The following is a 21113-nucleotide window of genomic DNA, read 5'->3' on the forward strand; positions in this document are numbered from 1 at the left end:
CAAAAAAACAGTTATTATCCAACACCTACATGAATCGGGGGGACCATTCAATGAAAAAGGCATTTTCTCTTACTCTTGCATTAGCATTAGCCGTATCTATTGTAACTGCATGCGGCAGCAAAGAAGAAGGTTCCAGCAGCAACGGAAAAGTAAAAGTTGAGTTTTTTCAATATAAATCAGAAGCGGTTGCAACTTATGACGCATTGATCGCGAAATTCGAGGCGGCTAATCCTGGTATCGACATTGTCCAGACAAACGTTCCTGAATCAGCAACTGTTCTTAAAACACGGGTAGCGAAAGGCGATGTGCCGGATATCATTTCAACAGGCGGCGATGCACAATTTGCTGACCTAGCCCTAAATGATATCCTTGCAGATTTGACGGACTACTCTGTTCAATCTTCTGTCATCGAAGGCTATAAAACAACTTTGAAGTTGATTACAGGCACTGACGAGCTTTACGGTGTTCCTTTCGCTGCGAATGCGAACGGCATCATCTACAACAAGGGTGAATTTGAAGCGCTTGGCTTGTCTGTTCCAACTACAAAAGACGAAATGGATAACGTTTTAGCTGCGATTAAAGCTGCAGGTAAAGTTCCGTTCCATTTAACTTTTAAAGATGCTTGGACAGCGCTTCCCGCATGGAATGTTTTTACCGCTTCTTTGCAGCCGGCTGACTTCTACGCGGATAGAGCAGCAGGATCTACAACTTTCGCAGCAGCTCATAAAGAACTAATGACTCAATACCTTGCATTTATGCAAAACGGTCAACCCGGAGACCGTTTCACTGATGGATATACTGAGGGTAACACAGCATTCGCTAAAGGCGCGTCTGTGATGTATCTGCAAGGTGTATGGTCAATTCCGGAAATCTTGAAAGCCAACCCAGAAATCAAGCTTGGTGTATTCCCATATCCTGTATCCAACGACAAATCCAAAAATCTTCTTGTATCCGGTGTTGATGCATTGTTCGCTATATCTGCAACATCCAAACACCCGGAAGAGGCTAAGAAATTCATTGAATTTTTGATTCAAACCGAAAACGCCCAACAATATACAAATGAGCAAAAATCTTTCTCCGCCATTGAAGGTGTTTTTCAAAACGAAGAATACTACAGTGACCTTAAGCCTGTATTTGAAGAAGGCCGTATTGCTGACTTTCCAGATCACTACATCAACGGTATGGACCTTGGCATAATCGTTCAAGAACTGATGCAAAAGAAAGACATTGATGCAGCATTGAAAAAAATGGATGAAGAGTACGACAAATTAGCGAATCGCTAATCTATATCAAATCGGGAAGTGATAAAGGGATGAAAAGCATTCAGTCGCTTTTCATCTCTTTGTTTAATCTGGAGAAGGAGGATGCATGGTGAAAAAAAATAGAGGGACCTATTTATTAATGGTCGTACCAGCCACTTTATTGTTTTTTTTATTCCATACAACACCAGCATTAATGGGTATATTCTACAGTTTCACAGACTGGAATGGCCTTCGGCCTACGTATGAACTGATAGGACTTAAAAACTTTATTAACGTTTTTAAAGATAAGGATGTTTTAGATGCTTATTTATTCACATTTAAATTTGCAATTGTAACGACAGTTATTGTGAATATTGTAAGTTTATCAGCAGCCGTTGCGTTAAACAGCAGAATCAAGTTCAAAAACTTTTTCAAAGGCCTTTACTTCATGCCGTATATTTTAAGCATGTTAATTGTTGCCTATATCTTCAACTATTTCTTTGCGAACTTTTGGATTGATATCATGGAATGGTTAGGTATTGAGAAATGGATGGTTAATCCATTAGGAAACGAAAAAGGCGCGTGGCTAGCCATTGTCTTTGTTACAGTATGGCATTCCTCGGCATTTAACACGGTGCTTTACTTAGCGGGTTTACAAACGATTTCGGAAGATTTATATGAAGCCTCCGCGCTTGACGGCGCTAACAAGTGGAAAGAATTTTGGAGTATAACGTTTCCTCTTATTGCCCCTTTTTTCACGATAAATATGGTTCTTTCTCTGAAGGGTTTTTTACAAGTTTTCGATCAAGTGCTGGCACTCACAGGGGGCGGGCCTTTCGGGGTAACCCGTTCGATCGCACTGCTCATTTACAGAGATGGCTTCTCAGGTACGGAATTCGCATTCCAATCAGCAAATGCCGTCATTTATTTTGTAGTCATCGTGATGATATCGTTCATTCAGCTTAAATATCTTCAAAAGAGGGAGATGAATCTATAATGCGATTAAACCGGGCCAATTGGTTTGCGACCATTTTTCTTGCGCTGGGATCAGTATTTCTTTTGTTTCCTTTATATATGACGATTATGTTAGCCGTAAAAAATACGGAAGAAATCGCAAAAAGCGTGCTCGCTTTTCCAGAGCTGTGGAGCTTGGATAATTTCCGTATTGCCGCGGAGAAGGTGAACTATTGGCAAAAGTTCCGTAACAGCGCGTTAATTACCGTAATTACGGTTTTCCTAACCTTGCTGACAAACTCTTTTGTTGCGTATGGGATTAAGAAAAACTTCGATCGTAAATTTTACAAAAGCCTTTATTTCTATTTCGTAAGCGCAATGTTTGTGCCGTTTCCCATTATCATGCTGCCTGTTGTGAAACTGACAGCCAAATTTAATATGGATAATTTATATGGATTAATTGTTCTATATATTGTGTACGGATTATCCTTTAACGTTTTGCTTTATGTCGGTTATTTGCGAAGCCTGCCGCAAGAGCTTGAAGAAGCGGCGATCGTGGACGGTGCTTCCATATGGCAAACGTTTTGGAAAGTTATTTTCCCGCTGCTTGCGCCAATTAATGCTACGGTTGCAATTATTACAACGGTTTGGGCTTGGAACGACTTTTTACTGCCGCTCATTATGTTGGATCAAGAGTCGCAGGCTACTCTGCCGCTCGCACAATTTATTTTCCAATCGAAATTTGGTCAAGACACAAATTATGCTTTTGCGTCATACTTAATGGGTATGGCTCCAATGTTGATTGTTTATCTCGTTGCGCAAAAATGGATTATTAGCGGCGTTACACGCGGTGCTGTGAAATAAGAATGAGGCCTCCTCAAGCATCCGAATCCATGCGGCGCCACCGCGTCAAAAAACCGCCTTGCGCTAAGGCGGTTTTTTGCTGTGTATGGAATCAGCCGGCGGAAAGATCCGAAAATAAAATATTTATATATAAATTTCGACATCTTATCTACTATTTTCACTTTTCATATATAATAGACGCATATAACTTGAGAACTAATTTTTCTAATGATAGGTCGATTGGCCTGTGAAGCAAAATAGAAAGTGAATAGGGGGATATTGTGCGAATTAAGCTTGTACATATGATTGCTTTGCTAACGGCGGTGGCCGTGTTCCTCATGTATAAAGGGACGCTCGATACGATGGACTATTTTTTCCAGGATCGGTTTATGCAGAAGGAGAGCGCTGCGGATACCCGGATCGCTATAATTGCCATCGATGATGAAAGCGTAAACGAATTTGGAAGCTGGCCTTGGAACCGCAGCGTTCATGCCCAGCTCATCGATATGCTCGCCGAAGGGAAGCCTGCGGTTATTGCGTTTGACGTAACCTTTCCCGTACCCTCGGCAGATGACACATCATCGGATGAGGCGTTGATCGCCGCAGCAGCGAATGCGGGCAATGTTGTCATGCCTGTGTATGGAACGTTCGCTCCGTCTGCGAAGCAAGGCGCGATTGAAGCGCTGGACATGTCGGATCCATTCCCGGCGCTAAAGGAAGCGGCCGCAGCGGTCGGGCACATCAACACGATACCGGATCGCGACCGTGTCGTGCGTAATTCCTTATATAGCTTTACGGATAAAGGCGAGCGGGTAGAGAGCTTTTCTTGGGTTGTTTACCGGATGTTCATGGAACGCATGGGCAGGTCCGCTAATGCGGATATGCTTCCGCTCGATGCGTTTGGCCGGTTTCATATCCCGTACACGGGACGGCCGGGACAGTATGAAGCCATTCCGTATTCCGCTGTTCTTAGCGGAGAGGTGCCTGCGGATTATTTTAAGGATAGAATCGTGCTGGTTGGCCCTTACGCAACAGGATTTAAAGATGATTACCTTACGCCGCTGCAGGTGAAGAGCCCGATGTATGGGGTGGAGATACATGCGAACATCATTCAGGCGCTGCTCGAAGGGGATCTGAAGCATGAGCTTGATTGGAAATGGAATGCGCTTATTTTGCTGCTGGCGGCGGCGCTTGCCTGCTTCCTGTTTCGAAGGTGGAACATGGTCATTTCCTTCATGGCCGTTGCGGCAATCATTGCTTCTTTTATATTAGGGAGCAGTTATCTATACGACAATGGTCTAATCATCTCGATTGGCTATGTGGTTCCTTTGCTCATCGTCAGCTGTATCGTCGTCGTTGGCTTTCATTATATGGAGGAGCTGCTGGAGCGCCGCAGGGTGACGGACATATTCGGCAGGTACGTTGCTCCGGAGGTCGTGAACCAGATTTTGAAAAATGGCGAGGAAGGCTTGAAGCTTGGCGGAACACGCCGGAAGCTAACCGTTTTGTTCGTCGATATCCGCGGCTTTACGCCGCTCTCGGAGCGGGCGGAGCCGGAGGAAATCGTAGAAATATTGAATGAGTATCTCGATCTTGCAGCCAACTGCATCTTTAAGCACGACGGGACGCTGGACAAGTTTATCGGGGATGCGGCGATGGCGATTTTTAACGCGCCGCTGCTTCTGAAGGATCATCCGATGCGGGCTGTGGAAGCGGCTTGGGCGATGAAGGAAGGCTCGGCTGCGCTCGAGCGCAAGCTGGTCGAACGGTTCGGCTTTGGCGTTAAGTTCGGCCTTGGGATTCATACGGGCTCTGCCGTCTTCGGCAACATTGGCTCGAAGAGCCGGATGGACTATACCGCAATCGGCGACACCGTGAATACGGCTGCTAGGCTGGAGAGTAATGCGAAGCCGGGGCAAATTATTTTGAGCGATGCAGTTTATCAGGCGGTAAAGGATCGAATCAAGGCCGGTTCTCTTGGCGAGATCAAAGTGAAAGGGAAAGAGCAGGGCATTACTATTTATGAATTGGAGGGATTAAATTGAAGACTTTAAAGCTGTTTTTCGTCACTTTGCTTGTCATGGTGCTCATTTTGCCGACTTCCGTTTTTGCGAAGGATACTGGCAAAGCGGGCAAAATGACGGCCGTTACAGGCAAAGCGGAAGTGAAAAAAGGCGGCGGCTTCAAAAAATTTAATGCTTTTAAAGGGATGGCCATCACGCAAGGCGATACCATTATGACCGGCAGCGACGGCAAGGTTAAGATGGATTTGGATAGCGACAAAGAGGTGACGATCGGCACCAATACGACGCTTGTCGTCAGCGAGCTGGTTAAGAGCGCCAAGGCGCTGGGCGGGAAGACAAGCCTCAGTCTGCTAAAGGGCAAGGTGCTCGTTTCCATTAAGAAGAAGCTGGACGGCGACTCCAGGTTTGAGATCGAAACGCCGACCGCCATTATGGGCGTTATGGGGACGGATTTTACCGTTAAATATGAAAATGAAGAAAGCTACGTCGGCGTTTTTGAAGGCGCTGTGAAGACCAAATACGGTGAGGGACTGCAGGATGAGACGACCGTTACACCCAATGAGCAGCTGCAATTAAACGAAGAGGGAACAGGCGGCAAAGAAAAGCTCGATTATCGCGACCTTCCGCTTGTGGGCTTGGAGCATTATGTTCAGCTGCTCGAGAAGGATCCTGAAGCCGATAAAAATTTAATTAATCAAGTAAAACAAGTAATCGAAACGAAAACAGAGGTGGAAGCTGCGGAAGTTTCTACTAATAGCGGAAGCTCGCAATCCAGCTCGGGCATCGTATACGAGGATAAAGAGGGACAATCGAGCGATGGCGGTAATTCAGTGACACCGACGCCGACAGCAACGCCAACGGTGACGCCGATACCAACGGTATCTCCAACAGCAACACCAACTGCCATTCCGAATCCGCCTGAACTAGACGTCACTGCATTTTACGGCAATCTTAGTTCATACATCATAAATGATAAAAATTTTGTTTTGCCGTTTACGGCAACACTTGCTTACAATGGCGCGAATTCGGCATTCCCTGCCGATGGATCACAGGTCGTTAAATTTGAGGTCTATCAGGAAAATGCGGGTGCATTCATTGAAAACAAGAGTATGGTTGAGACGGTTAAACGTGATCTTCACCATTCCAACCGATTAGTGGTTACCTTATCGCAGGCCGTTCCGTATGGCTCTAAAATCCGTATAACGATTCGCGAGGGCAAATTGAAAAATGCGGAAACAAACGATATTCAAATCGAGGATCAGGTAACGGCAAGCGAGCGGTCAGGCCAAGGGTTTACATTTAAGTTCGATCAGGAAACGATACCGCTCGAGTTTATACATGAGGCAGATGCGGCGGACAGCTACCAGAATCTGTCGTTTTCTACACTCGGCTATCATATACCGCTAGTTCCTGAAATGGATAACTCGCCTGACATTACGATAAGCAAAGTTTGTCCCGGTGATGGGAATGAAGGAGAGGAAACGCAAGAAGGAGGCGAAGTAGATTCAGAATGTTATCCAAACGTTATCCATAATGGGAATGGGATTTTATTATTAAGCATGATCGAGAATAGAGCGGAAGTTAGCCTGAATACATCCTATTTTAAAAGGCTTGAACCCGCTTTATACCAAGTGCGCCTTAATTTTAAAGATGATAATGGCCTTGAGATTGATGGCCATGTAGATATTCATATAAACGTAAGGCAGTTTAATCCTCCTGTCGCGCTGAGCTATCAGGCGCAAATGACGGATGATCATACCTTAATACTGCCATTTAGCACGAGTTTGATGCTGCCTTTCATTTCGTCCAATCTGGAGGATTTAATAACTGTCAGTGTTTATAACATTCGAACTGAAGTTCCAGTTTTGACGACAGATCCTTTTAACGGGGAAAATGAAGACGGAGACACGGCTTATCCGCCGTTTAACGCTGTTAATATTTTGAATGTAGTCATTGATGGCAATGATAGGGCGCGGCTCATAGTTACATTGGAGGATGCTGTTGAATACGGCTCGCTAGTATACGTAAATGTAAATCCAAATTTGTTGCTCAATGCAGATACTAAGGATATGCAAGAAGCACCTCAATTTTTTAATTACATGTATCGGTCTGAGCTGTCAAAGAACACCGTCAGATTCATTCATAAGTCACCCGTATCAGATGACGTAGAAATTATGATTAATAGCCGCGGAAATGAAATAGGGAATATAACTTTGCTTCAGGCTTGTGATTGGGTCGATAACTCTTGCAGCGGGTATGAGTCTCCTCCTGATTTAGACAAGGGGTATGAGCTAACCAGGGTTGGGCATTTAGCGAAGCTGACGCTCAAAGGGGCTTATTTTAGTAATGAAGCTGCAGTGTTAACGCCATATTGGCTCATTATTCCAATCATAAAAGACGAAGAACAAATAGATGTGCTTTACATAGAAATCATGGTCTATTCACAACTTCAATGATCAAATAGCGAAAGGAGCAATCATGTGAAAAGCAGATTTCGATTGCTGGCGGCAGGCGCGGCGCTTACTGCGGCGCTTACCGCGGCTAACTTAACGGTATACGCGGCAGCGGAAGGGCCAACTGAAATAACGGCGGAGGCCGGCGCTGCTGTAATTGCGAAAGTGTTCGACAAAGTAAATCAGCCATGGGGGCTTGCTGCTTTACCGGATGGCGGCATCATTGTCGTCGGCTCGGAAAGCAACCAAATTAGCAAGTGGCAAAATGGGCAGCTCACGCCTGTAACGGCTCAGACTAAACCGGGTTATTTTGATGGTACGACCGTGACCTCAAGCTTTTATCACCCGACTTATTCAGTCGTGAACAGCAAGGGTGTTATCTATGTTAGCGATACGGACAATCATGTTGTGCGCAAAATCGTTCATGAGCGGGTGTACACGGCTGCCGGAAACGGCAATGCGGGCAATAAAAACGGCAAATTCGAAGAGGCGCAGTTTAACGCTCCGACTGGTCTCGCGCTCGATGCCGATGACAACGTTTATGTTGCCGATTCGTTAAACCATGTCATCCGCAAAATTACGCCGGAGGGCATGACGTCCACGTTCGCCGGAGCCGCTGACGAAACGGGCGGATATAAGGACGGCAGCGCATCTGAAGCGCTTTTTAACGAGCCGATGGGACTTGCTTTTGATAAGAAGGGCGGCTTGTATGTTGCGGACAGCGGCAATCATTTAATTCGTTATATTCATGAGGGAAAAGTGACGACAATTGCCGGCAAGCCGACAGCCGCCGATGCGTTTACCGGTTATATGGCAGGCGGCTACGCAAACGGTTCGGGAGGCGATGCGCGGTTTAACCGTCCCCGCGGACTTGCTTATGCCGATGGCGTCTTATTTATTGCCGACAGCCTGAACAACCGTATCCGTGCTTTACAAGCTGATGGGAAAGTGATTGCGATTGCGGGCCAAAGCGCACCGGGCGATAAGGTAGGAGCGTTGGATACCGCACAGTTTAATCAGCCGTCCTCCTTGCTCTATACGGCGGGTAAGCTGTACGTTGCGGATACGATGAACAACAGCGTGAAGATGCTTGAGGCTGATCCGAAGACGCTTAAGCCGATTAGCACAAAAGAGGAGTTAATTGCCGGTACGGAGCTGCTGCCGGCGGGCAAGGATGTTCAAGTATGGCTGGAAGGCAAGCAGGTGAAATTTGCTGCTGCGCAGAAACCATATAAGAGCGGGGACAAAACGTATCTCCCTGTCAGAGCTTTGTTTGAAGCATGGGGGACAGAAATCAAGTGGAATGCTGCCAAGAAGGAGGTGCGCTTAGCCAAAAAGGGCTGGAAGCTTGTACTCAAAGCTAATGCAAAGCGTACGGTCGTTCTGAACAAAGGTGTCATGTACGTAGAGGCCGTTTATTTAGAGGACGCGGCATCATTCTTAATAGCGCACGACGACGAATTCAATGCTATTATTATAAGCAGGGGCTATAACAAGCTCAGCAATTATACTTGGAACGGAGGCTGTAAAATGACTTCAGGAAGCCATTTGCAAAATAACGTAGAACGTTTCTCCGGATTCGAAAATGATTATGATCAGCATCGGCCGAAAGCCCCGACCGCGGTTGTCGATATTTTGACCGGCTACTTGGGCAAGGCGCCAAGCGTTGTGGTTGATGTCGGCTGCGGCACGGGCTTGTCCACCTTTGTCTGGAATAAGCATGCCGGGCGGATCATGGGCATTGAGCCAAACGACGATATGAGAAGCAAGGCGCTGGCCCGTTTATCTGAGCTGAAGGATGCAGGGCATATTTCATTTGTCAAAGGCTATTCTGACAAGCTTGCCCTGGATGTGGAGAGCGTGGATGTCGTGACTTGCTCGCAATCCTTTCATTGGATGGAGCCTGTCAGCACGCTGCGTGAATTTGCTCGCGTTCTGCAACCGGGAGGACTGTTCGCGGCGTATGATTGCGACTGGCCGCCAACTCTCCACTTTGGCGTTGAGATGGAGTATAAGCAGCTTATCGACCGGTCCGAGGCGATCATTGCCAAGTATATTGCCGAGAAAAACCGGGCAAGCAAACGGGATAAGGAGCAGCATTTAACCCGAATTAGGGAAAGCGGCCTATTTCGTTTCTCGAAAGAAATCGTGTTTCATCATATAGAGTCATGCGATGCAGAGCGCTATATCGGTTTGGCGCTCAGCCAAGGCGGCGTTCAGGCGGTGTTCAAGCTTGGCTCGTCGGAGCTGGACAAGCCGCTTCAATCGTTCCGCAGCAGCGTGGAGCATTATTTTGCGGGAAGAACGCTGGATGTGATGTTCAGCTACCGGATGAGGCTGGGCGTGAGGTAAGAAGGGGAGCTCAAGTCGGGTTATAGAAGCAAGCAGCCAGCGCTATTTAGGCAAAGGCTGCTTGCTTTTTTTGTTATTTTAAAAATGGCAGAGCACTGTATCGTCGTTACTGGCGATTATATTGGCGTTTATGAAATGGGTTTCATAAATTTTTATCATCTGTTATCATGGAGACAAGAAACAACCTCAAGGGTGGAACATGATGAAAAACATAACGATTTACGATATCGCGAAAGAAGCGGGCGTTTCGGTATCGACGGTTTCACGGGTCTTAAACAGTACGGCGCCCGTCAAAGCCAGTACGAAAGAAACCATTATGAGAATTATTGAAAAATACAAATTTCAGCCGAATGCTTTGGCAAGGGGCTTAATCAAAAAGGAATCAGGCACAATCGCCATGATTGTGCCTGATATTACGAATCCGTTCTTCCCGGAAGTGTTCTGGGGATCAGAGAATGAGGCGAGGGAGAAAGGCTACACCTTTTTCCTATGTAACACGGCTGGCGAATACAGCAGAGAAACGGAGTATTTGTCGATTTTTCGTGAAAAAAGAGTAGAAGGCATTATCTTTGTTGGAGGCCGTATCAATTTGGCGAACTGTCCGCCTGACTTAGTGCAAGAAGTAATGGAAGTGGCTGAAGGTACTCCCATTGTCCTCGTAAACGGAAATCTCGCCAAAAGCGGTTTACACCGTATTTATACCGATGAAGCAGCCGGGACCGCTATGTCGACGCAGCATTTAATTGACCTGGGCCATAAGGATATTGCGTTTATTGGCGGCTTGGACTTTATGACGACCACCAATCAGAAGGTGAAGGCGGTTAAAAAGAAGCTGGAAGAACATCAATTAAGTTTGCGCAAAGAATGGATTCAATATGGCGAGTTTTCGATAAAAGCAGGACGCGAACTCATGAACAAGCTTTTGGATGGAGAGGAAAGGCCTACGGCTGTGATCTGCGTAAATGATTTTACGGCCATCGGTGCCGTTAAAGCAGCAATGGAACGTGGTTTGCGGATCCCGGATGATATTTCAATTGTTGGTTTTGATGATTCGCCGTTGTCCACTGCCGTTATTCCCGAGCTAACCACAGTGACACAGAATACTTATGAGCTGGGCAGGCTTGCGGTTGAAAGAATTTATCAGATCATTAATGGAATACCTGCGAAAAAAAATACAGTCCTGCAGCCTGAACTTATTGTTCGGCAGAGTACGGGGAAACCTCGGCAAAAAAATGAATATTGACTGATTATGGAATGTGGGAATATAATTAATTTCAGATTAATGAAACCCCTTTCACTAAAGAAGGAAGTTCAAAAAAACGGGCCCGCAAACAGCGGGTATTATTTTTGAAATTAGTGAAACCCGTTTCATGAAATGGGTTTCACTAAAGCGTATAAGCGGTAAGCTTATTTTATAGAGTTTTTTTTATAACAACTTGTAATCGTTTACAAACCAAAATGCAATGCCATATTGAAAGGTGGTGAGGCTAATCGAAGAAAGAATAACAAGACATCCAGATTTTCAGGAGGCTTGATTTACACGGTGTAATGAATCCTTGATCTTAGAAGGAGAGATGGTAATAATTGAAAAAGTTAGTCATGGGTAACTACAGTAGATTTGTTCATCATACAAATTTCGACCGATACAATTTAAGTAAGGGGGCGGCTATTAGAATATGAAATCATTAAAGAAATTTACAGCAACATTTCTCACTTGCACATTATGTTTTGGTCTATTCGGAAGTGCTGTGAGCGCCGAAATGGCTAGTGAAGAGAATAAGCAGATCGATGCATTCGTTACCATCGATGCCTCAGTTAAGTATCAGAAGATCGACAACTTCGGCGCATCCGACGCATGGTCAATGGAGCAGCTGGGAACCAACTGGACTGATGAAAATAAGGCACGCGTTGCCGACCTGCTCTTCTCAAGAGATAAGGGTATAGGTTTGTCCAGTTGGCGCTTCAACATTGGAGCGGGCTCGACGGAGACGGATGAAGCGATTATAACGAATCCGTGGCGGCGCGCAGAAGCGTTTAAATCATCGGCAGACAGTGATTATGATTGGAGCAAGCAAGCGGGACAACAATGGTTTCTTGAGGCAGCTAAGGACCGGGGTGTCGATACGCTGATTGCCTTCGTCAATAGTCCGCCTGTCTGGATGACAAAGAACGGTCACGCACAGCCGGACTCCACTGTCGGTTCCACCAACTTGAAAGACGGATACGAAGACGATTTTGCTGCTTATATGACTGATGTACTGGAGCATTTTAAGTCAAAAGGCTTTGAATTCGACTATATAAGCCCGATTAATGAGCCTACTTGGGATTGGAATAAAGCCGGGCAGGAAGCCAATCGATATAATAACGAAGACATGAAAATTGTCATACTCGAGCTTTACCGGCAGCTTAAGGAAAGAGGCGCAACCGCTCAAATCAGCTCGCCTGACGGAGTGGAAATCACGGCTTTGCTTGATGATGAAGTCTATAAGAGCTTCGCGGACAAAGATCAATATTCAGGCGGCGCCAATAGTCTTGGGGTTGGCAAATATCGCGAATATATTAAGGATCTGCTTGGCGACCCGGAACTAAAGGAAGCGATTGGTAATAAAATTGCCTCCCATTCGTATTGGTCAGATTATAGTAACCCGGGAGACGACCGCCTTGGTAAGTTGAGAGACCTTCTGGCTGAGAACTTGAAGAAATATGATTCTTCCGCTAAATATTGGATGTCTGAATATTGCATTCTCGGTTCCTATGGTCCTGGACGCGATCTAGGCATCGACCCCGCTCTTTATGTTGCCCGTACCATTCATTTCGATCTGACGCGGGCGAATGCCGCGGCATGGCAGTGGTGGACAGCTGTTTCCACTGAAGATTATAAGGATGGTTTGATTTACACGGATTTTAAAACAGCGGGGGATGAGCAGAACATCCTCGCTTCGAAGATATTGTGGGGATTAGGCAATTACAGCAAATTCATACGTCCAGGCGCAGAGCGCATCGCACTTACCGGATTGGATGAACAAGCGCGGAGCGGATTGTTGGGCTCTGCCTACAAGGATGATAACGAAAAGACGGTAACGGCTGTATTCGTTAATGACAGTGAGGAAGATAAACGAATCAAGCTATCCGCTGCGGGATTGGATAAGAACGACGCTGTATACATGTTGAAGCCTTACGTTACCTCGGCCGATAAGGATTTGGCTAAAGGCCAGAATGTGTCTGTTCAGGCGGATGGAACGTTCGAAACGGTTATTCCTGCTCGTTCCGTTGTGACGTTATATGGAGATCTGGTGAAGGTGAACAAGAAGCCGGATGCCCCGGAAAACGTTCAAGTAAAACCAGCGAATAAAGGGCTGGAAATAGCATTTACAGCTCCAAAAGGCGCGTATGAATATGAAGTGGCATATGGGGAGAAAAAAGGCAATCGGGAGCGCAAAGTGACGGTGGCAGCTGATGATGTCATCACTCTTCAGAATTTGGAAAATGGAACGGAATACTATGTTACCATTCGAGGAGGCAATAAGAATGGTTTTGGGCCTCCGTCCGAGCGGGCCTACGGAGTACCGGAAATGCAGGTCCCGAACGGAGTATCGGCCATTAGTACGGATGGCGGTTTTACGGTCAAGTATGACGCTGCAACCGGGGTTCCTGCGTATCAAGTTCGCTACGGATTGCAGCCGGGCAGTTATGATCAAAAACAGGTAAGCGAAGCGCCGAACGGAGCCGTTCAAGTTGAAGGGTTGATAAATGGCGAAACCTACTATGGGATCGTGGAGGCGGTTGACGGCATACATGTCAGTCCTCCATCGGCTCCGTTTCAAATCATGCCCGATATTCCTGCACCCAAGAAAGTCATTGGCATTGCAGGCAATAACAAAGTACATCTTGAAGCGACTCCGGTAAATGGTGCATTAGGGTATATATTTCAAGTTGGTTCTGAAACACAAACCAGCACTACCGTGAAGAGTGATAAGAATGCAATAGAACTGGACGGCTTAATCAATGGGGCGCCAATAACGGTTCGTGTATCTACTATTGGAATAGGCGGAAATGGTACCGGATTCTCGGAGGCGATAGTAACTCCGAAAGCTGAGGAAGTCCGGTTAGAGGACAACTTTGATAAGAGTGACATGACACGCTATCAACAGGACATTAGCAAATGGCTCATAGAGGACGGTTTGTTAAAACATGCTTCCGGTGCAGATAATCAAGGTGAAATCAGCTTAAATAGTCTGAAACTGATTGATGGTACAATAACAGCGATTGCAAAACACTCGACAGCAGGAGCGGATTGGGGTATCGTTTTTCGCGGCGCCAGCTATGACAAAGGGTACATGTTCGGCTTCGAAAACGGCAATTTGTTCATTCGTAGAGACGGACAGAACTTGGCTCCCTCCATTCCTTTCTCTGCGAAACTGGATGAGCTTTATAAACTTGAGGTTCGTCTAAAAGGGAAACAAATCCAGGCATTTTTAGACGGGGCACTGGTATTTGAAGTGACGGATACAACCTACACAAGCGGACGTGTCGGTCTACATAGTTGGGCTGATGCGGAATTTGCTTACATTAAAATTGCCACCGAAGCGAATAGCATCATGACTAAACCCGAAATTTATCAGGTGAAAGAAGGCGATCGGCAGGTTGCGCTGAAATACAGCGAAGTTGACGGCGCGGAATCCTATACGATCAAATATGCGGCGTTAACTGGAGATGACACTGCTCCGGTCGAACTGTCTGCAAATCCGGGTTCAACGATTGTAACCGGTTTAACTAACGGCGTTTCATATTCATTTACGGTGGTTGCCAAGCGAGGCTCAGAGGAAGCAATATCGGAACCGATTACAGCAACGACCATCGGAAACTCGGATAACGTTCTTTTCTATGTGGACGCTGGCGATGGAACGCCTTCCGTGCTTGAGGATGGCGAGAAGTTTGGCTCACTTCAGACGTTGGAGGAACAGCCGTATGGAAGTGACCCTATTACAGGTGTGAAATGGGGGTACGAAGCCGATGGCGGACTGACTTGGGCTCATACTTCACCTACTGAGGCTTACCAATCGATCCGTCAATACGACGGTAATGAGAACGGCAAGGGGCTTGCTTACCGTTTTCAATTACCGAATGGTACTTACAAGGTTAAGGTCGGGTTCTTTGATCCATGGAAAGCAAGCGATCGTAAGATGAATCTGACCATTAATGGCGAGACGAAACTGACTGATTATGTGATCGGTGATAAACAGGAAGAGAAAACATTTGATAGTATTAAAGTGAACAATGGAGAACTAATTGTTAAGGTCATTAAGGCAGGCGGATCCAAACCGATGTTAAGCTACATCGTGGTGGAACAGCAATAGTTGGAGCTTGTCACCTAACAAGGGTCCCAAACCAAACGGTTTGGGACTTTTTTGCGGTTTCTTTGCTCGAACATACGCGACGCGGCCTCACCTGAACTAAAGCCCTGAGCGGAGCAGCAGCTGCGCAGTTTCCGCCGGATGCGAGATCGGAAAGTGGTGACCGTGCGGGAGGAGTGCAGTAGAGATGGATTGATAGGCTGTAGGAATCGTATATGCGAGATCCTTCGTCCCCCACAGCATGCTGATTTTACGTTTATCCCAGCTCTCCGGCCGAAGCCGGAAATGCTCGGCCGGCTCAAGGCTGCCAGCGTATCCGCTAAGGTAGCTCTGACCCGGGGCGAGCTAAGCTCGTTCTGCGCATAGACGGCGTAGCTGTGCGGGATCGCATTTGCATGCTCAAAGCAGCCTCGCGAGATGAGCTCCTTGCGCAGAATGTCATTCGTAACCTGCGGCAAAAGCATACGATTAATGAGCCGGCTCTTGTAGCGGGACCCTGCCGGATGGAGCACCGGCTGCATCAGGAGGACGGCATGGATACATTCCGGTATTTGCTCCATGACCTTGGCTGCGAGCAATGCGCCATAGGAGTGGCCGATTAACGTGACCTGCTCCGGCTGCGATGCAATCGCCTCTATGATGGCATGGACATGTCCTTCAATTACATTTGCTGCATGGTGATAAGGCGAACGTCCGAAGCCTGGCAGATCGGCGACCCAAACATGATGGCCCTTCAGCTCGTCGGCTAGAGGCAGAAGGCAGTCTGCTCCGCTGAAGATGCCGGGCAACAAAATAACGGGATTGCCGCCGCCCGTTTTCTCAAGTACAGCTAATGGCCCGCGTCTGCTGCGCTCGAAGCCCGAATGGCTCGACTGCCCGTGCGAAAGGCGAAAATCCAGATCGGCAACGACATGCGGAAGAACGGATGCATTTAGGGAGGCAGGAAGCGCGTGTTTTTGCTGAATATGCCGGGCAGCTTGCAGCGGAAAGGAGTCATTGACGATAAAGCTGAGCGACTGCTCGGGCCTTCGGCTGCAAGCCGCCTTACAACCTGCAAGCCGATAAATCCTGTTCCGCCGGTAATGAATACATGTACCATAATAAATGTCCTCCTCAGGCTTAATGAATTAGTACCGATTAGTACTAATATGGTCAAAAAAATTACTTTAGCATGGCAGCTAAAGCTTGAAGCGAATGCTGCAATATGGCCGGGTCCTGATTGGCATGCTGCAGGAACAGCCCGCCCTCGATCGTCGACAGAATTAAGGCCGCTGTCAGCTGCGGGGACAGGCTGCCGTTGATTTCTTTCCTCGCGATGCCTTGTTTGATGAGCTGCTCGAGTGTGATCTTTTGTCTGCTGAAAAAACGGCTGATTTGCTCGCGAATAGCGGCGGCTTCCTTCGGCGTATGGGTATAGAGCGTCAGGAAGGGACAGCCTCCGAGGCAGTCGGCGTCTTGCTCGATGAGCACCTGCATAAGCCTCATGAGCCGGTCCATGACCGGAAACTCGCTCTGAGCTGCAATGTGGGCAATGAGCGTATCGTATTGCTCGGTCATCCGCGCGATAATGGCGGACAACAGCTCCTCCTTGCTTTTGAAATAATAATAAATGTTCGTCTTGGATACTTTGCTTGCGGCGACAATGTCGTCCATGCTGGTAACGAGGTAGCCTTTGCTCAAAAACAGGCTGGCAGCCGTCTGGAGCGCGATCTCACGATTGGATATTTTTGTTTTAGCGTTCATATTGGTACTATATAGTACTAAATAATGAGCTGTCAATGGGCAGCCAAGGCACACAAAACCCCCGATCCTGTTCGACCGGGGATTTTATCACAGATGCTTTTTCTAATACAGGCCATGAACCTCCTCCCACCAGCCGAATGAAATGACGGCGGGGGCGGGGTGGTTCATAGAGCTGGTTAGCGTAAAGAGAATGGCATTGCCGGGACCGATAATCCAGTGGCCGTCCTTCTCGCTCGACACGCTTGAGTAGGACGGAATGACCCGCGTGGATACGGGAATCGCCGCCAGCGCGGTTGTATCGAGACTGCTGCCGAACTGGATTTGCCCCCGCGGAAGCGGCTGTGGATGAAACGACAGATTGGCGGATGAAACCTCATGCGACTGTTTGCCTTGCGTCGGCAAGCTGGAGCAGAAGCAAATTTGCGATACCAGCTTGTCGTTGGACAAATTACTGAGCACATACACGGCAAAGTAAAGATTAACGTCCGAATGAGAGGGATTGACGAGTGCCCCCCAAGTCCGGTTCGAATCGGTCGGATTCAGCTGATCCGTTTCGCCCAAAAAATATTTCCCCTGCAGCGATTTAATAAACGGATTCGTTAAATCGACCACACTGGCAGGCACGTAGCCATACATCGCTTCACCGTCCTTCGCAACATGCTTATATTCCACCATATGATTGGAATCCGGGAACATGACAGTGATTGGCTACTCTTTTGAAACGTGACTGCCCCATATGGCAATCCCTTCTTTGGATAATGCGCTAAACGTCATGACATAGCTAAGCGTGCCTTCATTCCACTGGCGCAGCAGCGAGCCGTTGTATTGCGTTCCGTCGATCGTAAGACCGATCGTCGAAGCGCCGGTGTTTTTCCATGTGCCGCTCACGCTGCCGGTTATTTTGCCGTCTTTGCCAAGCGTGATCAGACTGGCTTGCTTAATACCGGCCGTAATATCCTTGCCGTGATTCACGTATTTATAGTCGCCGATGATTTGGTCCTCCGTTACGTTCCCGGCTGTCTCACCCGCATAACGATGCGGAGCGACGACGGGCCAGCCTTCGGAGTTCATCAGCATCTGATGAACTCTCACTTCATGGGCTTCGCCGCGGGAGGGGAAGCGAGTATGGAAGATGATAAACATTTTGCCGGAGTCCGGATCTATATACGTTGAATTATGGCCAGGCGACATGTACCCCGTTCCGATATTCGCGATTTCCCCGTCTACATTGTCCATCTGGAAATTACCCATGAGTTTAACCCCGTAAGGCGCGATAGACACATCATCGAACAGCGTCCCGTAAGCGCCAAATGCGTCGATCATATCCTTGCCCTCGGCGTCGAGGAACGGACCGTCGGGATTTTTCGAGCGGGCGACGCGGATGTTATAGCCGCCGGCCGAGTCTAGTCCGCCATAGGACAGGAACAAATAATAATAGTCCGTTTCCTTGCTGTACATCATGTACGGCGCTTCAATGCGGCTGTGATTGTTGCCGAGCAGCCGCTTGCCGTAGCCTTGACCTTCATAAGGCAGTCCGGTGACCGGGTTCATTTTCATAATGAATATACCGCCTGAATACGAGCCGTACACCATCCAAAGAATACCGTCTTTATCATAAAATACATTCGGGTCGACTACGTTTGGATGCACGGTCGCATCATAGATCGTCCCGTCCTCGCTCAAATCATTCCACATGCCGGATTTCAAAATAATCCCTTTATTTTTATAAGGCCCTTCTGCCTTGTCGGCGACCGCATACCCAAGCACGGACCGCGGAGAGTCTCCCTTGCACATGCTGTAATACATATAAAATTTGCCGTCCGGCAGTTTAATAACGTCTCCTGCCCAGAACGTATCTGTTTCCGCCCACGCAAATCCTTCGCTCATTTCCGTTAGTACGTCCGGTATAATCGGATTACCTTCGTAGACACTAGAGTTAAGCTGTTCCCAGGACATAAGATCCGCCGACTTCGCAGCAGCGAGATGCGATCCGAAAATGTAGAAGGTATCGCCGGCTTTAATGATAGACGGATCGTGGACGGAAGCGTTTGCGAAAACAGGCTCTTCAATTAAAACCGCTTCCGTTATAATGGTTTCAGCAGCGTTTGCAGGCGCAGCGCTTTCACCCGGAACGCGGCTTCCGGTATTATTGCCGCTGCATGCGCTCATGATAGACATGAAACATATGATCGTAAGTAAAATGGCAGATTTCTTCAATGCTGTGTGCCCCCCAGGTCTGTTTTTTAAAATAATATATTTATTAATCAATTAACAAATATATTATAATTTAAGAAAGCTATCTTCACAACTACTCATTCAAAGGAGGGCAAATTTTGATATTTCGAACCATGCTGCGGTTTCTTTGGCGAAAATCGATTATTCGCAACATTTTATTCTCGTATTTGGGTATTAACCTGATTCTGTTGTTTTTGCTCGGCCTCGTATCGATAAAAGATTCGACGCACACGCTAAGGGAAGAGATTATAGCATCCCGTTACAAATTAATGGAGCAGGCCGCGCGCGGCATTAACTTCAATGTAGAGGAAGCGAAGCGCCCGCTCGTCCAATTTGCGTCGCATGCCTCCGTCATCGCCCTTATGAACCCGGATCATACGTTAAGTCTGGAGGAGCGCATTCAGCATGAACGCAGCATTGCGGAGCTTTCAAAGGGAGTAACGGCGCTGCAAACCTTAATCAGTGACGTTCTTATGCTGGGGACGAACAAATATGTCAATAATCTGGACAACCGCAAGTCGCTGCAATGGAATTATCCTTTCTGGGAGCAGCCGTGGTATCTGAAGGCAGTTTCCTCAAGCGGGAGCAGAGGCTTTATACCGTTGTACCTGCATCAGCAAAACTATTATACAGAAGCGATGCTGTCCAAAATTAACAGCCAGACGTTCGCGATTTCACTGCCGGTAAGAGGCTACAGACAGCAGGTAATAGGTACTGTCATAGCTAATCTCGATCTCCAAAAAATTAACGGTTTGTTCGAGCTGAGCGCGGACCAGAACGGAGAGCATATTTTTATGCTGGATGAAAAGGATACGATTATCGTGCATCCTGAGCCTGGGAAAATAGGAAATCATCTTGTTTTTGAAGGGATAGAAGCGATTCACTCCAGCGAATCCGGCAGTTTCGTCGCGACGATTGAAGGACAGGAAAGGCTGGTCATCTATCATCCTACGTCGATTAAGGGACTGCGAATCGTCTCCACCGTGCCGATGTCAGTGGTGTATGCGCAGGCTGATCCGCTTAAAGCCACTCTGGCGGGTATTTTATATTTATGCCTGCTGCTGAATACGCTCATTTCCATCATTATTACGGTCCGTATTTCGAGGCCCTTCACCCGGCTTCTGGTTACGCTTGATCGAATAGGGGAAGATAGTTTATTGGTCATTCCGAAAAATTATAAATACCGCGAATTGAACTTAATCGGCAATAAATTTAAAGAGCTGGTAGGACGAATCGAGCAGCTGGTAAAGCAAAATTATGTCGCCCAAATCGCGCTCCGGGATGCTCAGCTGAAGACGCTCGAATCGCAAATCAACCCGCATTTTTTATTTAATACGCTGCAGCTGCTGCAGACGGAAATTGTTTGCGGCAATACGGAGGACTCCAATCATCTGGTACTCTCGCTCAGCAGCCTGCTCCGCTACTCGATGCAGAGGGATCAAGGGCAGGTTGAGCTTGCGGATGAGCTTCGAAATGCGAAGGACTATTTGTACATTATTAATAAAAAATACGACGACGGCATTCATATTACATTCGAAGTAGCCGATCCGGCGCTGCTGCGAAGCGGAACCGTTAAGCTGATGCTGCAGCCGGTTATTGAAAATGCGATCGTTCATGCGTTTCAGGAAAATCCGCAATCCGCGCGTATCGGGATAAAGGTTGCGTCCATGCGCAGAGGCGTCTGTATTTCGGTAACCGATAACGGCATTGGAATGACGAGGGAGAGACGGCAGTGGCTGACAAGACGGCTTCGGGGGAAATCGGACAGCACGGGCAGTATCGGATTAATTAACGTTGACCGGCGCATCAAGCTGACCTTCGGTCCGGCGTACGGGTTGTCCGTTCGCAGCAGGCACAAGGCGGGCACGACCGTTTATATCGTGCTGCCAGGCTTACTATAAAAAGAAAGAGAAG

The 21113-nt window shown here is 47.4% G+C and carries 14 protein-coding genes; 9 read left to right on the forward strand and 5 right to left on the reverse strand.

The features are described 5' to 3' along the window. Nucleotides 1-50 precede the first annotated feature (50 nt). The 8 genes from ASG81_RS07890 (at nt 51) to ASG81_RS07925 (ending at nt 15224) form a co-directional block, all read left to right on the forward strand. Entirely contained in the window at nt 51-1283 is a 1233-nt protein-coding gene (locus tag ASG81_RS07890) for an ABC transporter substrate-binding protein (RefSeq protein WP_056631534.1), read from the forward strand. Nucleotides 1284-1371: 88 nt separating this feature from the next. Further along, nucleotides 1372-2238 (forward strand): carbohydrate ABC transporter permease, encoded by an 867-nt coding sequence (locus ASG81_RS07895; RefSeq protein WP_442952835.1) that lies wholly within the window; start codon nt 1372-1374, stop codon nt 2236-2238. After that, nucleotides 2238-3059: a carbohydrate ABC transporter permease gene (locus ASG81_RS07900; protein ID WP_056631543.1), complete on the forward strand. Its 822-nt coding sequence runs from the start codon at nt 2238-2240 to the stop codon at nt 3057-3059. The genes ASG81_RS07895 and ASG81_RS07900 overlap by 1 nt, the downstream gene beginning before the upstream one ends. A 260-nt stretch (nt 3060-3319) precedes the next feature. After that, the gene (locus tag ASG81_RS07905; protein ID WP_056631546.1) at nt 3320-5083 is read left to right on the forward strand and encodes a CHASE2 domain-containing protein; all 1764 of its coding nucleotides are present in this window, start codon (nt 3320-3322) and stop codon (nt 5081-5083) included. Next, nucleotides 5080-7518: a FecR family protein gene (locus ASG81_RS07910; protein WP_056631549.1), complete on the forward strand. Its 2439-nt coding sequence runs from the start codon at nt 5080-5082 to the stop codon at nt 7516-7518. The genes ASG81_RS07905 and ASG81_RS07910 overlap by 4 nt, the downstream gene beginning before the upstream one ends. Nucleotides 7519-7542: 24 nt before the next feature. Continuing rightward, nucleotides 7543-9867 (forward strand): methyltransferase domain-containing protein, encoded by a 2325-nt coding sequence (locus tag ASG81_RS33650; protein WP_081417192.1) that lies wholly within the window; start codon nt 7543-7545, stop codon nt 9865-9867. Between the two features lie 202 nt (nt 9868-10069). Next, nucleotides 10070-11110, forward strand: coding sequence for a LacI family DNA-binding transcriptional regulator (locus tag ASG81_RS07920; RefSeq protein WP_056631552.1), 1041 nt, complete (start codon nt 10070-10072; stop codon nt 11108-11110). Nucleotides 11111-11543: 433 nt separating this feature from the next. Then, nucleotides 11544-15224, forward strand: a complete 3681-nt coding sequence (locus tag ASG81_RS07925) for a glycoside hydrolase (protein ID WP_056631553.1) — start codon at nt 11544-11546, stop codon at nt 15222-15224. A gap of 14 nt (nt 15225-15238) precedes the next feature. On the opposite strand, the gene ASG81_RS07930 is transcribed toward ASG81_RS07925, so the two are convergent. The 5 genes from ASG81_RS07930 to ASG81_RS07945 all read right to left on the reverse strand — a co-directional run bounded on the left by ASG81_RS07930 (nt 15239) and on the right by ASG81_RS07945 (nt 19133). After that, entirely contained in the window at nt 15239-16012 is a 774-nt protein-coding gene (locus ASG81_RS07930; RefSeq protein ID WP_056631556.1) for an alpha/beta fold hydrolase, read from the reverse strand. A 140-nt stretch (nt 16013-16152) separates the two neighbouring features. Continuing rightward, nucleotides 16153-16320, reverse strand: a complete 168-nt coding sequence (locus ASG81_RS31600; RefSeq protein ID WP_162255002.1) for a hypothetical protein — start codon at nt 16318-16320, stop codon at nt 16153-16155. Between the two features lie 62 nt (nt 16321-16382). Beyond that, on the reverse strand, nt 16383-16964 hold the full coding sequence (locus ASG81_RS07935) for a TetR/AcrR family transcriptional regulator (RefSeq protein WP_056631894.1): 582 nt from the start codon (nt 16962-16964) through the stop codon (nt 16383-16385). Between the two features lie 102 nt (nt 16965-17066). Beyond that, nucleotides 17067-17639 carry a DUF6143 family protein gene (locus ASG81_RS07940; RefSeq protein ID WP_155971341.1) on the reverse strand — a complete coding sequence of 191 codons (573 nt, stop codon included), beginning with the start codon at nt 17637-17639 and terminating at the stop codon, nt 17067-17069. Between the two features lie 33 nt (nt 17640-17672). Then, nucleotides 17673-19133, reverse strand: a complete 1461-nt coding sequence (locus tag ASG81_RS07945) for a glycoside hydrolase family 43 protein (RefSeq protein ID WP_056631897.1) — start codon at nt 19131-19133, stop codon at nt 17673-17675. Between the two features lie 164 nt (nt 19134-19297). On the opposite strand from ASG81_RS07945, the gene ASG81_RS07950 reads away from it, so the two are divergent. After that, nucleotides 19298-21100, forward strand: coding sequence for a cache domain-containing sensor histidine kinase (locus ASG81_RS07950; protein ID WP_235548774.1), 1803 nt, complete (start codon nt 19298-19300; stop codon nt 21098-21100). Nucleotides 21101-21113: the final 13 nt, after the last annotated feature.

The sequence above is a fragment of the Paenibacillus sp. Soil522 genome, assembly GCF_001428245.1.
In the GTDB taxonomy this organism is placed as follows: domain Bacteria; phylum Bacillota; class Bacilli; order Paenibacillales; family Paenibacillaceae; genus Pristimantibacillus.